The following is a 13226-nucleotide window of genomic DNA, read 5'->3' as shown; positions in this document are numbered from 1 at the left end:
TGGTATCCGGTCTGCCCAAACCGGCCGGAGCCCAGGGAAGCGGAAACGCCGTCGGGAGCAATCCCGGCGGCGTTTTTGCGTGTCCGGCTATGACGACTTAAGTCTGCGCATATAGCGCCGTGCTCAGGTATTTCATGCCGCTGTCGACGGCGAGCGTGACGACGGTCTTGCCCGGGCCGAGCCGGGCTGCTTCTGCCAGTGCTGCCAGTACATTTGCACCCGTGGATGTGCCGGCGAAGATGCCTTCTTCCCGCGCCAGCCGCCGCGCCATCCCCATCGCATCGGCGCTGGAGACCTGAACGATCTCGCTGGCAAGATCGGGCTTCCATTGCGGCGGCACGAAGCCGGGCCCGGTGCCTTCGATCTTGTGACTGCCGCTCGGACCGCCCGACAGCACGGCGGATTCCGCCGGCTCCACCGCCACTGCCTGTAGCGCCGGGTTCAGCGCGCGCAGGCGCGTCGTGATGCCGCGGAAAGACCCTGCCGTGCCGACGCTCTGCACGAAGGTATCGACCTTGCGCCCCGTCTGCGCCTGGGTCTGCTGCCAGATTTCATCAGCCATGCGCGCATAGCCGGGCAGGACGTCGGTATTGTTGAACTGGTCGGTCCAGTAGCTGCCGGGCGTTGCTGCCGCAATTTGCCGCGCGGTCTCGATCATCTCCAGCGTCAGCGCTTTCGTGGTGCCGCCGGTGTCGCTGCGCACCAGGGTCAGCTTCGCGCCGAGTGCCGCCATATGGTCGCGTTTTTCCTTCGAGAAGACGTCGGAGGTGACCAGTTCCAGTGGAATGCGTTTGGCGGCGCAGACAAAGGCCAGCGAGACGCCGGTGCTGCCGCCGGTATATTCCACCACCGCACCGCCCGGTTTCAGCCGGCCGTCGGCTTCGGCCGCCTCGACCATGGACAGCGCCATGCGGTCCTTCATGCTGCCGGTCGGGTTCTCGTATTCCAGCTTGACCAGAATGCGGGCGCTGTTTTCCGGCACAATATGGCGCAGCGGCACCAGCCGCGTGCCGCCGATGGTGTCAAGAATGGTCATGGGTTTTCACGCTCCGGTAACCGGCGTCATGGCAGGCTGCCAGCCTGCTTTTTCGTGAGGTCTGGATCATGTTCCGTGCCGCCTGCGCTGCCGCCGTTCTCTCCGGTGCCATCCTCATGGTATCCGCGTCCGCCCACGCCTTCTGCGTGGTGAACGAGAGCAGCGTGCCGATCGACATCAAGGCCGGCGGCACGCCGCCCACCTATTCCAGGCCGCGCCTGCAGCCGGGCGACCGCGATTGCCATGTGCCGCGCAAGCCCGATGGCGTCCTGGTCGAGATCTACGACAACACCACCGGCGCCATGCGCTGCCGCCAGTCGGTGCCGGCCAAGAACAGCACGATTGTTTTCGGCAATACCTGTCGCGTGAAGCTCGACTAGGCCCGCGCTGCCTTAGACAACGATCCCGTACAGCACCAGCGCCATGCCGATCACGCCGCCGAACCAGGCGATGGTGCGCATCCACGGCACGCCCAGGATATAGACCACCGCATGCAGGATGCGGCTGTAGAAGAAGACCTGCGCGCCCAGCGCGGTCCAGGCGCCGGCCTTGCCGACGATGGCGGCAGCCAGCACCAGGGCGGCAAACGGCACCAGATTCTCCACCATGTTCAGATGCGCGCGATGGGCGCGGCCCATCCAGCCCTTGCCCGCGGGGAAGTCCTCGCGATTGCCGACCATTACATAGAGGCCGCGGGTGAAGATGAAGCCCATGGTGTAAGGCAGGGCCAGCAGCACGGTCAGCACGGCGCTGGCGATCAGCATGGTCATGTCAGTCGTCATGGCAGGGGTCATCGGTCGTCTCCTCGGTTGAATCTTTAAGCGGGCTGCATGATCGGCCGCAGCACGGCGGCGCCGGTCTGCACCATCTCTGTCAGCACCTCGCGGCTCGAACCGCTTTTCGCCAGCACCATCAGGCCATGGGCCAGGCCCACCAGATAGCGGGCCAGTGCGTTCACATCTGAATCTTTCGCGATCTCGCCGCGCGTCACGGCATTGACCAGCGCGTTGCGGAAGGCGTCTTCCATATTGGCGATATGCTGCTGCACCTTCACCGCGACGGCTGCGTCATGCGGCGCCAGTTCCAGTGTGGTGTTGGCCATCAGGCAGGCGCGGCGCTTGGGGAACTGCAGCACGAAATCCACGATGCCCAGCGCGGTATCGTGCAGTGCCTGCAGGCCGGCATCGGGCATTTTCAGCGGGCCCAGCATCGCGTCTTCCAGCATGGCGCAATAGGCATCCATGGCGGCGAGGAAGAGCTGATGCTTGTCGCCGAAGGTGTCGTACAGGCTCTGGCGGCTGATCCCCATGGCGGTGACCAGCTGGTCCATCGAGGTCGCGGCGTAACCCTGTTCCCAGAATAACTCCATCGCCCGCACCAGGGCTTCCTGCGCATCGAAGGATTTTCGCCGTGCCATGCGGTTTTCTAGCAATTCCGGAACGATCAGTCAAGAATGATTTTATACTCCGGGGCCGGCCCTTCCGTCAGCGGGACCGGGTTGATACACCCTGCGCCAGATAGGAATTCCATGGCGCCCCCGCTTCTCACGCTTCGCGATATTCACCTCACCTTCGGCGGCACGCCGTTGCTGGAATCCGCTGACCTCTCGGTGGGTGCCGGCGACCGGCTCTGCCTGGTCGGCCGCAACGGCTCGGGCAAGTCGACCTTGCTGAAGGTGGTGGCCGGGATGATGCAGGCCGATCGCGGCGACCGCATCATCCAGAACGGCGTCACCATGCGCTATCTGCCGCAGGAACCCGATCTCAGCGGCTTCAAGGATGTGCTGTCCTATGTCGAGGACGGCCTCAATCCGGGCGACGATCATTATCGCGCGCTGTCCCTGCTGGGTGCGCTGGGTCTGGACGGCACCGAAGACCCGTCGCGGCTCTCGGGCGGCGAGGCACGGCGCGCGGCGCTGGCCCGCATGCTGGCGCCCGAGCCCGATATTCTGCTGCTCGATGAGCCGACCAACCATCTCGATCTGCCGGCCATCGAATGGCTGGAAGGCGAATTGAAGACCATACGCTCGGCGCTGGTGCTGATCAGCCATGACCGGCGATTCCTGAGCAATCTCACGCGCGCCACCGTCTGGCTTGATCGCGGCAGCACACGCCGCATGGAGCAGAGCTTCGCGGCGTTTGAAGACTGGCGCGACCAGCTGCTGGAGCAGGAAGAGACCGAGCGCCACAAGCTGGATCGCAAGATCGTGGCCGAACTCGACTGGGTGCGTCATGGCGTGTCGGGCCGCCGCAAGCGCAACATGGGCCGCATGCGCGCCCTGCAGGATCTGAAGACCGAGCGCCGCGACCAGCGCAAGGTGACCGGCAATGTCACGCTGAATGTCTCCGAGGCCGAGACCTCGTCGAAGCTGATTGCCGAAGCCAAGGGCATCTCGAAAGCCTATGGCGATCTGGTGGTGCTGCAGGATGTCTCGGTGAAACTCCAGCGCGGCGACCGCTTTGGCATCATCGGGCCGAACGGCGCCGGCAAGACGACGCTGCTCAATATCCTGACTGGCAAGCTGGAGGCTGATTCCGGCAGCGTGCGCCTGGGCGAGAATATCGCGCTGGTGACGTTGGACCAGAAGCGCGAAACGCTCGATCCGGAAATGACGCTGCAATACGCGCTCGCCGGCGGCAGCGACAAGGTGACGCTGAACGGCCAGCCGCGTCATGTGATGAGCTACATGAAGGATTTCCTGTTCACGCCGGAACAGGCGCGCTCGCCGCTGCGCGTGCTGTCGGGTGGTGAACGCGGCCGCCTGATGCTGGCGCGCGCGCTGTCCAAGCCGTCCAACGTGCTGGTGCTCGACGAGCCGACCAACGATCTCGATCTGGAAACACTGGATCTTCTGCAAGAGATGCTGGCCGATTATCCCGGCACTGTGCTGCTGGTCAGCCATGACCGCGATTTCATCGACCGCGTCGCGACGTCCGTGCTGGTCGCCGAGGGCGAAGGCCGCTGGCAGGTCTATGCCGGCGGCTATTCCGACATGGTGGCGCAGCGTGGCGCCGGCGTGCAGGCCAGGGCGGCTGCGGCCAAGGCCGCCCGCGTGGAAACAGGGAAATCGGAGTCCGCACCGCGCGCAGCCTCCAAGCGCAAGCTCAGCTTCAAGGAAAAGCACGCGCTGGAGTCCCTGCCAAAGACCATAGCGTCACTACAGGCAGAGATCGCCAAACAGCAGCGCATCCTTGACGACCCCAAGCTGTTCTCGCGCGACCAGACCAAGTTCCAGGCCTCCACCAAGGCGCTGGAGCACGCCACCGCCGATCTGGCCAAGGCCGAAGACCAGTGGCTGGAACTGGAAATGCTGCGCGAGGAACTCGGCAGCTAGGATCCGGCCTGCAGCGGCCCTGCGTCGGGCCGCAGATCGTAAAGCCCGGCGCGTTCCTCGCCTTCGCTAAAACGGGTGCTGCGCCAGAATCGCGGATGCACAGCCTTGCCATGCTGCCGCACCCAGGCGGCAAACTGCCGGCGCGGATCATTGGCATCCAGCTGCACCTGTCCGGTGCCGGTGGGAAGCCCGGTGCTCAGCATCACGAAGCGCAGGTCCTTTGCGTCCACGCGGCGCGCGAAATCCTCCAGCGTCAGAATCGGGTCACTGCCGTTGAAGCCGCCATAAGCCATCACCGGCAGACCCTGCAGGATCAGCGGTGCCGCCAGCCGTGTGCTGGTGGTCACCAGCGCGAAGCGCTCGGCGTCGTGATTGGCGCGCAGGAAAGCCGTCAGCCTGGGATCGGCCATGGGCGAGGCGGTCTCGGCGGCGAGCCGGCGCCAGCGGCGCGTGGTATCGGCATTGCTGCGGCCGGTGAGATGATCGAGGTCGGCGGCCGGCAGCATGGCATAGCCGCGCGTGGCTGCCGTGCTCGCACTCCACAGCAGCGGATTGAGCAGCAGCATGGTCAGCGCGGCGGCGGCGCTCACACGATGCGGCATCAGGACGGCGACGAAAACGGTGATGCCGGGCAGAACCATCAGCCAGAAGGCCGGATCGGCGGCATCGGCCTCACCCAGACTGCCGGCCGCGATATAGGCCTGCCATGCGATGCAGAGCACCAGCATGCCGAACAGCCAGCGCCGCTGCGGCCACAGCGCGACGGCGCCGATGCCGGCCAGGGCTGCGAGTGCCGGACTGAGCGCCACCAGGTAATAGGCGTGGAAGATGCCGCCGGCTGCACTGAACACGACGCCATAACTCAGCAGCCACAAGCCCCAGAGCAGCAGATCGGTTTTGTGATCGCCGCGTCGCCAGGCGGCAACGAGACCGATGACGGCCAAGGGCAGCAGCCACAGCACCTGGGCTGCCAGATGCCGGTCAGCCAGCCGCAGCGGTCCGACCGGCACGGCGTCATAGAATTGCGGCGCCGGCTGGCTGGTATTGGTGACGCGCAGCGGCGGACGCGGGCGGAAGCGATCCAGCCCGTTATGGATGACGGTCAGCTCCAGCATGGAATTGTGTTCGCTGCTGCCGGCATAGGGCCGGTGGGCGGATGGCGTCAGATCGAAGGCGATGGCCCAGCTCAGGCTGACGCTGACCAGCACCATGGCGGTCAGGGCCAGCTGTTTGATTCTTTGCTGCAGCGGCATCGTGGTGCCCAGCCACCAGATCAGCCCGAAAGCCGGCAGCAGCACGAAAGCGGCCAGCATCTTGGTATTGAAGGCCAGCCCGCCGAAGACAGCGCAGAGCAGCAGCCAGCGCAGGCGGTGCGTCTCGATGGCGCGCAGCAGCGCCCAGGCGGCCAGCAGCACCAGCAGCACCAGTGCGCTATCTGTATTACCCGAGCGATCGACGGCGACGCTGACCGGCGTCAGCGCCAGGCAGAGTGCTGCGATCAGTCCTGCCATGTGGCCGAAGCGTTGCGCCACCAGATGATGCAGCAATGCAATCGCGCACAGGCCCTCGATCACCTGCGGCAGCAGCAGGCTCCAGCCGCTGAAGCCGAAGAGCCAGGCGCTGATCGCCTGCAGCCAGAAGGCCAGCGGCGGCTTGTCGAGCGAGACGAAACCGGCGGGATCAAAACTCAGATAGAAGAAGTGATGCAGGCTGCCCAGCATGCTGTGCACGCCGGCGGCATAATATTCCGTGCCCAGCCCGTTCTGCTGCAGGTTCCACAGGCGCAGGCTCGCGCCCAGCAGCAGAATGGCCGCCAGCGGGCCGTATTGTCTGATGTGCTGAAGTCCCGGCATCGTCTCCCCCGGAAGGTCTTCACGGGAAGGAAAAGCGATTCCTGCGGTTATTTAATTATTTGTATTAAAATGTACTTTTCAACCCTGCCTATCAGTTCGACCAGACACCTGTTCCTTTGTCTGGCCCGATAGCCGAAAGCGCTATGCCTGTCGGCCCTGTTGCTGACGGATAACAAAGCCGATCCCTCCTGACGGAACGCCGTAGCCACATCGCGCCTCATGTCGCGATGAATGCATCTTCGTGTGTGGAGGATTTCAATGAGCCTATTCCGCGCTATGATTCCTATTTCTTGACGTCCAATCCAGAAACGCTTGGACCTCTATATCGGTATAACCTAACAATCTGCCGGTAGAAAATTCATCTTCATTTGTCCACGGGCGCAGCTTGTTGCGGACAACCAGATCCAGTTCACGCAGCGCATCGATCCGCCATTCTTCGCCGGGCAGGGCGTAATAAATTTCGACGATCGAATGACCGTACACAGAGTCATCCCAGTAATATTCACGCTTAATGATACGGCCGGCCGCTACATGGGGCGCGAAGTCATCCTCAGGCAGAATGTCGCGACATTGGATGACCTCGCTGAACATGGCGGCCGGCTTCTTGCCGGCGAGCATAAGCTCCAGCTCGCGTAGCTCATGCGGCCCCACGCCGGGCGGCGCTTCTCGCTCTTCGTCGGCCATCACTGAACCGGACGCGCATCCTGGCGCTTGGCCGGCTCCAGCGGCGGGATGCCGTAGCCGATATCGATGAAGCGCATGCCTTCACCTTCTTCATACGAGTCCGGGTCGACCGGCTGACCGCTATAGGTCATCGGATCAATCAGACCGGTGGCGCAGCACAGGATCAGGTTGGAGTCCGTCGCACCGGTGTCCAGCAGCGGCGCGCCGCAAAATTCCACCGGCAGCACATTCCCGTCAGGGAAACGCAGCCAGTAATAGATCACCACGCCGCAGGGCTGGGCGGCCTGCGCCACCGTCAGATGCGCGCGCCAAGCGCGGTTCTCGCGGCTGGTCAGGTCGAGATAGTTCATGCCGCTGAGGTCGAAGCCCATCTTCGCCGTGATCTGCACGCCGACCTGGTCGATGCGGATCAGGTCGGGGCTGCGGATATCGAGCAGCAGGCAGGTGGTGGCCAGTTCACCCAGATCGTCGAGGTCGATGTCGCTGCGCTCGGGTAGCCTGCGGTTCTGACGCCAGCGTTGCCACACGGCGAAGAACTGCCGCGCGCGCGCCGACAGCGGCGTGGGCAGGGTGTCGAGAAAGGGGTCCGAAGGCGCCATTGCGGAAAGTATAAACCCCTACTGCAGCGGCGCGCCATGCTGGATCGCGGCCGGGATCATTTTCGGAACGCCGAAGCCGATATCGATAAAGCGCATCCCCTCGCCGATCATGTAGGTGTCGGGATCGGCGGGGCCGACCGGTGTCATATTCACCAGCGGCACGGCGCAGGACAGGATCAGCCCGGTTTCCTCGCGGCCGTCCAGATTGAGCGGCGCACCGATGCATTCCAGCGGCAGGATGCGGCCATCGCCGAAGCGCAGCGTGTAATACAGCATGTAGCCGCAGGGTTGGGCCAGCTGCGCCATGGTCAGATGGGCGCGCCAGCTGCGGTTTTCCGGCATGGTGAAGTCGAGGTAATTGTAGCCGGTGGGATCGAATCCGCAGTATTGCGCGATCCGTTCGCCGCCATAGACGATGCGGATGCTGTCGCGGCCGCGCACCTCGACCAGCATGGCGCTGTCACGCAACTGTCCGAGTGCCGCCCAGTCGATGTCGCCGCGTTCGGGCAGTCGTCGGCCGGCACGCCAGGTTTCCCATAAGCTGAGAAAGCGGCGGCTTTCCGCATGCAGGTCGGTGAGGGCCTCAAGAAATTCCATGGCCGGAGTATACCCCGGATCGTCCGTAAAAAAAGAAAACGGCCGGGGTTTTTCGCCCCGGCCGTCGAAAAGTGGCGCGTCGAAACGCGCGACTGTTACGCGAATATGACGCTTACTTCTTCGCAGCTTTCACGAACTTGTCGGTGAAGGTCTTGCTCAGGTCGACATTGGCGTTGGCGATTTCGGGATCGAACTGCTTCAGCATGTCGTGGGCGCTCTTCATGCCATCGGCCGCGATGATGCCGGTGCGCGAGTAGGTTTCCATCGAGGCCTTCACCGCCTGCAGGTATAGCGGCTTGTCGCCCAGGTAATAGGCCTCGGGCACGGCCCCCGCGATATCCTCGGGTTTCGCCTTGGCGATGAAGTCGAGCGCCTTGACGAAGGCGTTGACCAGCGCCTGTGTGGTCTTGGGGTTCTTCTCGATGAACTCGGGCTTCAGGTACAGCACGGCCGCCGGATTGGAGCCGCCGAAGATCGCCTTGGTGCCGGCTTCGGTGCGGCTGTCGGCCAGCACGAAGCCCAGCTTCTCGGCTTCCAGTTTGGATATGACCGGATCAAGGTTCGACATGCCGTCGATCTCGCCCTTCATCATCGCGGCCACGGCGCCCGCGCCGCCGCCGACGCCGATATAGGCGGTGTCCTTCGGATTGCCGCCGGCCTTGGCGATCAGGTAGTTGACGAAGAAGTTGGTCGACGAACCCGGCGCGGTGACGCCGATCTTCATGCCTTTGAGGTCGGCCGGGGACTTCACCTTGTCCTTCAGCTCGTTCTTCACCATCAGCACGATGCCGGGGAAGCGGCCGAGTTCGATCACGGCCTGCAGCGGCTCGTTTTTTACCTGCATGCGGATCGTGTGCTCATAGGCGCCGGTGACGACATCGACGCTGCCGCCCTGGATCGCCTGCAGCGACTTGGCGCCGCCACCGAAGTCGTTGATGGTGACGTCAAGGCCCTCGGCCTTGAAGTAGCCCTGGGTCTCCGCGATGGTGAGCGGCAGGTAATACAGCAGCGGCTTGCCACCAACGCCGAGTTCCAGTTTGCGCTTTTCCACCTGCGCTAGGGCATCGCCCGCGGCCGCGCCGGTCATCAGCCCCAGTGCGGTGAAGGCTGCGAGTGCAATCTTGATCTTCATGGTCGTCTCCTCCTGATTATGATTGAGCGGTCTTCGCCGCCGTGTCGGGCCGCCAGACCAGCAGCCGGTTTTCGATACGCGTGACAATGGCATCCAGTATGATCACGACGATCGTCAGGATCAGCATGCCGGAAAACACGCCGGTCACGTCGAACACGCTTTCGGCTTCGTGGATCTTGTAGCCCAGCCCGGCCGATGAGCCGAGATACTCGCCCACTACCGCGCCGATCAGGGCGAAACCGACCGAGGTGTGCAGCGACGAGAACATCCAGGTCAGCGCCGCCGGCCAATAGACATGGCGCAGCAACTGGCGTTCATTCATGCCCAGCATGCGGGCATTGGCCAGCACGGTGGGGCTGACTTCCTTCACGCCCTGATAGACGTTGAAGAAGACGATGAAGAAGACCAGCGTGAAGCCCAGCGCCACTTTCGACCAGATGCCGAGGCCGAACCACAGCGCGAAGATCGGCGCCAGCACCACGCGGGGCAGGGCGTTGGCGGCCTTCACGTAAGGATCGAAGACGGCGGCGAGCAGCTCGCGACGGGCAAAGGCGAAGCCCACCACGATGCCGGCGCCGGCGCCGATACCAAAGGCGAGAATGGTTTCCAGCATCGTAATGCCGAGGTGACGCCACAGCGTGCCGCCGGAAATATCCTTCCAGGTGCGCACCAGCACATCCAGCGGCGTGGAGAAGAAGAAGGGCGCGAACAGCGGCTTGCCGTTGGCCATCGGTACGGTGGTCAGCAGATGCCACAGCACCAGGAAGGCGAGGCCGACTAGAACCTGTAGCGCGATGAGCGTGACGCGGTTCATTGGCCATCCTCCAGGCGGGCGCGTTCTTCTTCCTGGGCATAGGCCTTCTGCACTTCGCCGCGCAAGGAAGACCAGATCGCCTTGTGAATCTCGTGGAAGGCGGCTTCGGTGCGGATTTCGGCGATGTCGCGCGGACGCGGCAGCGTGATCCTGAAATCACCGACGATACGTGCAGCGGGACCGGCTGACATCACCACCACGCGATCGGCAAGGGCGATGGCCTCTTCCAGGTCATGGGTGACGAACATCACGGCCTTCTTGTTGGCGGCCCACAGATCAAGCAGCAGGTTGCCCATGATCTGGCGCGTCTGCGCATCCAGCGGGCCGAAGGGTTCGTCCATCAGCAGGATCTGCGGATCGCGGATCAGCATCTGCGCCAGCGCGACACGTTTTCTTTGACCACCCGACAGCATATGCGGATAGCGCTGCGCGAATGTTTTCAGGCCGACGCGGCCAAGCCAGTCTTTTGCACGCACCAGCGCTTCCGCGCGCGGCACGCCCTGCGGCTCCAGCGCCACCGCGACATTGTCGATCGCCGTCTTCCACGGCATCAGCGCATCGGACTGGAACAGATAGCCGGCCTTGGCATTCAGGCCGCTCAGCGCTTCGCCCTGAATCCGCACCGTGCCGGCCGATGGCTTCAGCAGGCCGGCGGCGGCATTGAGCAGCGTGGACTTGCCGCAGCCCGTCGGCCCGACGATGGCGACGAATTCGCCCGGCGCGACCGAGAGGTCGATGGCGGTGACAGCCTTATGCTGTTCGCCAGTGCTGAGCTGGAAGGTGATGGCCAGCTGCGACAGCTGCACGTCGGCTGCGCGGCCCGCAGCGGACGACATATAAGAGGACTCAGAAGCAACGGCTGCTGACGACAACGCCTGTTTCCCTCCCAGGAAATCAATCTATTGGCCGGCTTATGAAATCCGGCTGGTCGGGCACGATACAAAGCCGTGGGCCGCGAGGTAAAGCGCCGAACACGGATCGGCGACATGCACCTGCGTTATTTCGGCTTATCCGATCCTAATCCGCTCTTATTCGGAGCCTATCCGTCCTTATTCACCCCTTATCCGCGCTTCTTGATTGCTTATCCGTCGAAACTGATGCTGTAGCCGTCAAATCCGGTGTTGTAGCCGTCGAATTTCGTCAAATCCCGATTGATAGAGTACATATGTATTCAGATGGCAAACCAGAACATAGATGGTACATTCCACTATATAGTCAAGGTCCGCTTGTAAAGGTCAAATGTTCATCCGCAGTCTGAAAGTAATAATAAATAATACTCATGGAATGCATGGCGTTGAGTATGTAAAACGCCAATAAAATAATAATAAAACCAATCAATTATTATTTAAAACTGGAAATATTCAAAGTAATCACCATCTATCGGTCATGGCAAATTCTTGCCGATAGAAAGCGTGATCCCCATGACGCAGACTCAACCGCAAAACAATCTCGCCGCCCTGGACAAGAAGGTCGCGGACGCCAACCAGACCCAGAACCAGGCCCAGCCGGATCAGCAGAAGCCGGGTCAGCACGACCAGGGTCAGAAGAACCCGAGCAATCAGCCGGGCCAGACCGACAAGTCCGATGACAAGAAGACCATCCAGCCGGATGCCGACAAGTCCACGCCGGCCCAGCAGGGCAGCAAGTAACGTGACCCATCCGGGGCTGGCGCCGTTTCTGGTAACCCATGGCGGCGGCGCCCCGGTTTCTTTGGCCCCCTGTCGCGTATCAGTTGGGCGGGTGTTGGCCGAAGACAGTCTGACCGGTGACTTGCCGCTCCATGTTTTGCTGGCCGACGAAGCCATGCAGGCCATGCTGCGCAGCGCCGGTCTGACTGCGGCCACGTTCCGGCTGCAGTTGCAGGCGCTCGCCGTTCCGATGCGGCATCTCTAATACCGCTGATTTTTCATAAAGCCGTTTTTATAAGCCGCATCGCAGTGCCGGCGATGCCATTTCTCGTACCAGCCGCTGCGGCATGGCGGTGCAGGAGATTCATCATGACCATTGCCCTCGACCGAAAGCCAAGCTGGCAAGATCGTCTCGGCGATCAGTGGGAAACCTACAAGCTGCCGGCGATCATGCTGGCTGTCGGCCTGATTGCCGGACCGCTGTTATCGAATTACATGGGCTGGCAGGTCACGCGCGGCTATGCCGAACGTCAGAGCACCGCCAGCGCCGTTGAACAGCAGGCCAGAATCTGCGCCTTCAATGCCCGCAAGGACACACCCGATACCGCAAGCCTGACCTGGGTCTCGCGCAGTGACCTGGCGGAGAAATTCGCCGTCATGCCGGGCCGCGACAAGGCCGAGGCCGGTGTGGCCAGCGCCTGCGCCCAGCAACTGACCATGCCGTAACCGGCAGCGTTGCGAGTTTGGCCCTGAAACTGCGCCAGATCGGCGTTTTTCGGGGGTGATCACCGTTTTGGCGGTCGGCGGAATAACTCACCGCTGACCGCTGGAATGTTATATGGTGCGCGCGCGGCCCGCTGCGCCTTTTCCCAAGGTGTCTTCTTGGGCGCACCGCAGAAGGTCTCTTCCCATGACAGCAGGTCTTACCGCAGCCGAAACGCTGCAGCGCTCGTCCGCGCATCAGGAGCGCCAGCGCCAGCTTCAGAAGGCCGCGGCGGAGTCGGAAAAATTCCAGCAGGAAGCGCGCAGTGCCAGCGTCGCCAAGATGGCGCGCCTGCGCGAACTGCGTCTTGCCCATGAGGCTGTGGAGCGCGAAGCCGCAGCCCTGCGCAAGGCCGAGAAAGCCGCGAAGCCGAAACGGCCGCGCAAGCCCAAGGCGGCTGTCGACGCACCCGCAGATATCGTGGCCGCAGAAGGCTGATCTCACACCGCCTGCAACAGGATCTGGCTGCCGGCAGCCGTCAGGCGCAGCGTGCCATCGGTCAGTCGCACGCGCTCCATCGCATTGTCGATGACGCGACCCTCGATGCGCACTTCCTCGCGTGCGATCAGGCGGCGCGCATCGTCGCGATTGGCGGCCAGGCCGCCGAGCACCAGCAGTTCGGACAGCGAAACGCCTTCGGCCAGATGCGATCTCTGCAGGCGCAATGCGGGGAGAGCCGGCTCAAGGCCGGTTACGGTTTCAATAGAGGTTTGGATCGACATGACGGTCTCCGTTCATCCTGTGTGGATGCGGCCGTAAGGCCGGAGACCCGTTTGAACATGCAAA

General features: G+C 63.0%; 17 protein-coding genes. 6 read left to right on the top strand and 11 right to left on the bottom strand.

Features of this window, described 5'->3' with window-relative positions; genetic code table 11:
- Positions 1-97 precede the first annotated feature (97 nt).
- Complete coding sequence (locus tag AC1RRE_RS01535) at positions 98-1036, bottom strand: PLP-dependent cysteine synthase family protein (protein WP_492979286.1); 939 nt, start codon at positions 1034-1036, stop codon at positions 98-100.
- Positions 1037-1104: 68 nt separating this feature from the next.
- Between AC1RRE_RS01535 and AC1RRE_RS01530 the strand changes: the two genes are divergently transcribed.
- Positions 1105-1416 carry a hypothetical protein gene (locus tag AC1RRE_RS01530; protein WP_492979285.1) on the top strand — a complete coding sequence of 104 codons (312 nt, stop codon included), beginning with the start codon at positions 1105-1107 and terminating at the stop codon, positions 1414-1416.
- A 12-nt stretch (positions 1417-1428) separates the two neighbouring features.
- Here AC1RRE_RS01530 and AC1RRE_RS01525 read toward each other — a convergent pair whose 3' ends face one another.
- Positions 1429-1830 (bottom strand): MAPEG family protein, encoded by a 402-nt coding sequence (locus tag AC1RRE_RS01525; RefSeq protein ID WP_492979284.1) that lies wholly within the window; start codon positions 1828-1830, stop codon positions 1429-1431.
- A gap of 23 nt (positions 1831-1853) precedes the next feature.
- The gene (locus AC1RRE_RS01520; protein ID WP_492979283.1) at positions 1854-2453 is read right to left on the bottom strand and encodes a TetR/AcrR family transcriptional regulator; all 600 of its coding nucleotides are present in this window, start codon (positions 2451-2453) and stop codon (positions 1854-1856) included.
- Between the two features lie 111 nt (positions 2454-2564).
- Here AC1RRE_RS01520 and AC1RRE_RS01515 point away from each other — a divergent pair, with 111 nt between their 5' ends.
- Positions 2565-4370 (top strand): ABC-F family ATP-binding cassette domain-containing protein, encoded by a 1806-nt coding sequence (locus AC1RRE_RS01515; protein WP_492979282.1) that lies wholly within the window; start codon positions 2565-2567, stop codon positions 4368-4370.
- Here the strand turns inward: AC1RRE_RS01515 and AC1RRE_RS01510 are convergent.
- The 7 genes from AC1RRE_RS01510 to AC1RRE_RS01480 form a co-directional block, all read right to left on the bottom strand.
- Positions 4367-6223 carry a glycosyltransferase family 39 protein gene (locus tag AC1RRE_RS01510; protein WP_492979281.1) on the bottom strand — a complete coding sequence of 619 codons (1857 nt, stop codon included), beginning with the start codon at positions 6221-6223 and terminating at the stop codon, positions 4367-4369. The genes AC1RRE_RS01515 and AC1RRE_RS01510 overlap by 4 nt on opposite strands.
- 264 nt (positions 6224-6487) lie before the next feature.
- A complete protein-coding gene (locus AC1RRE_RS01505; RefSeq protein WP_492979280.1) occupies positions 6488-6907 on the bottom strand; it encodes a hypothetical protein in 420 nt (139 codons plus the stop codon).
- Positions 6907-7506: a PAS domain-containing protein gene (locus AC1RRE_RS01500; protein WP_492979279.1), complete on the bottom strand. Its 600-nt coding sequence runs from the start codon at positions 7504-7506 to the stop codon at positions 6907-6909. The genes AC1RRE_RS01505 and AC1RRE_RS01500 overlap by 1 nt, the downstream gene beginning before the upstream one ends.
- Before the next feature lie 18 nt (positions 7507-7524).
- Positions 7525-8103: a PAS domain-containing protein gene (locus tag AC1RRE_RS01495; RefSeq protein ID WP_492979278.1), complete on the bottom strand. Its 579-nt coding sequence runs from the start codon at positions 8101-8103 to the stop codon at positions 7525-7527.
- Between the two features lie 112 nt (positions 8104-8215).
- Complete coding sequence (locus tag AC1RRE_RS01490) at positions 8216-9235, bottom strand: ABC transporter substrate-binding protein (RefSeq protein ID WP_492979277.1); 1020 nt, start codon at positions 9233-9235, stop codon at positions 8216-8218.
- Positions 9236-9251: 16 nt separating this feature from the next.
- Positions 9252-10049 carry an ABC transporter permease gene (locus tag AC1RRE_RS01485; RefSeq protein WP_492979276.1) on the bottom strand — a complete coding sequence of 266 codons (798 nt, stop codon included), beginning with the start codon at positions 10047-10049 and terminating at the stop codon, positions 9252-9254.
- Positions 10046-10885: an ABC transporter ATP-binding protein gene (locus tag AC1RRE_RS01480; RefSeq protein ID WP_492979275.1), complete on the bottom strand. Its 840-nt coding sequence runs from the start codon at positions 10883-10885 to the stop codon at positions 10046-10048. The genes AC1RRE_RS01485 and AC1RRE_RS01480 overlap by 4 nt, the downstream gene beginning before the upstream one ends.
- Positions 10886-11470: 585 nt before the next feature.
- On the opposite strand from AC1RRE_RS01480, the gene AC1RRE_RS01475 reads away from it, so the two are divergent.
- The 4 genes from AC1RRE_RS01475 to AC1RRE_RS01460 all read left to right on the top strand — a co-directional run bounded on the left by AC1RRE_RS01475 (position 11471) and on the right by AC1RRE_RS01460 (position 12878).
- Positions 11471-11698, top strand: coding sequence for a hypothetical protein (locus AC1RRE_RS01475; protein ID WP_492979274.1), 228 nt, complete (start codon positions 11471-11473; stop codon positions 11696-11698).
- Between the two features lies 1 nt (position 11699).
- Positions 11700-11942: a hypothetical protein gene (locus AC1RRE_RS01470; RefSeq protein WP_492979273.1), complete on the top strand. Its 243-nt coding sequence runs from the start codon at positions 11700-11702 to the stop codon at positions 11940-11942.
- A gap of 104 nt (positions 11943-12046) precedes the next feature.
- The gene (locus AC1RRE_RS01465; protein ID WP_492979272.1) at positions 12047-12403 is read left to right on the top strand and encodes a hypothetical protein; all 357 of its coding nucleotides are present in this window, start codon (positions 12047-12049) and stop codon (positions 12401-12403) included.
- A 184-nt stretch (positions 12404-12587) separates the two neighbouring features.
- Positions 12588-12878, top strand: coding sequence for a hypothetical protein (locus AC1RRE_RS01460; protein WP_492979271.1), 291 nt, complete (start codon positions 12588-12590; stop codon positions 12876-12878).
- Between the two features lie 2 nt (positions 12879-12880).
- Here AC1RRE_RS01460 and AC1RRE_RS01455 read toward each other — a convergent pair whose 3' ends face one another.
- A complete protein-coding gene (locus AC1RRE_RS01455; RefSeq protein ID WP_492979270.1) occupies positions 12881-13162 on the bottom strand; it encodes a hypothetical protein in 282 nt (93 codons plus the stop codon).
- Positions 13163-13226 lie beyond the last annotated feature (64 nt).

It is taken from the genome of Ferrovibrio sp. GW821-FHT12D07 (assembly GCF_058807275.1).
This window is presented reverse-complemented; position numbering and strand designations above follow the sequence as displayed.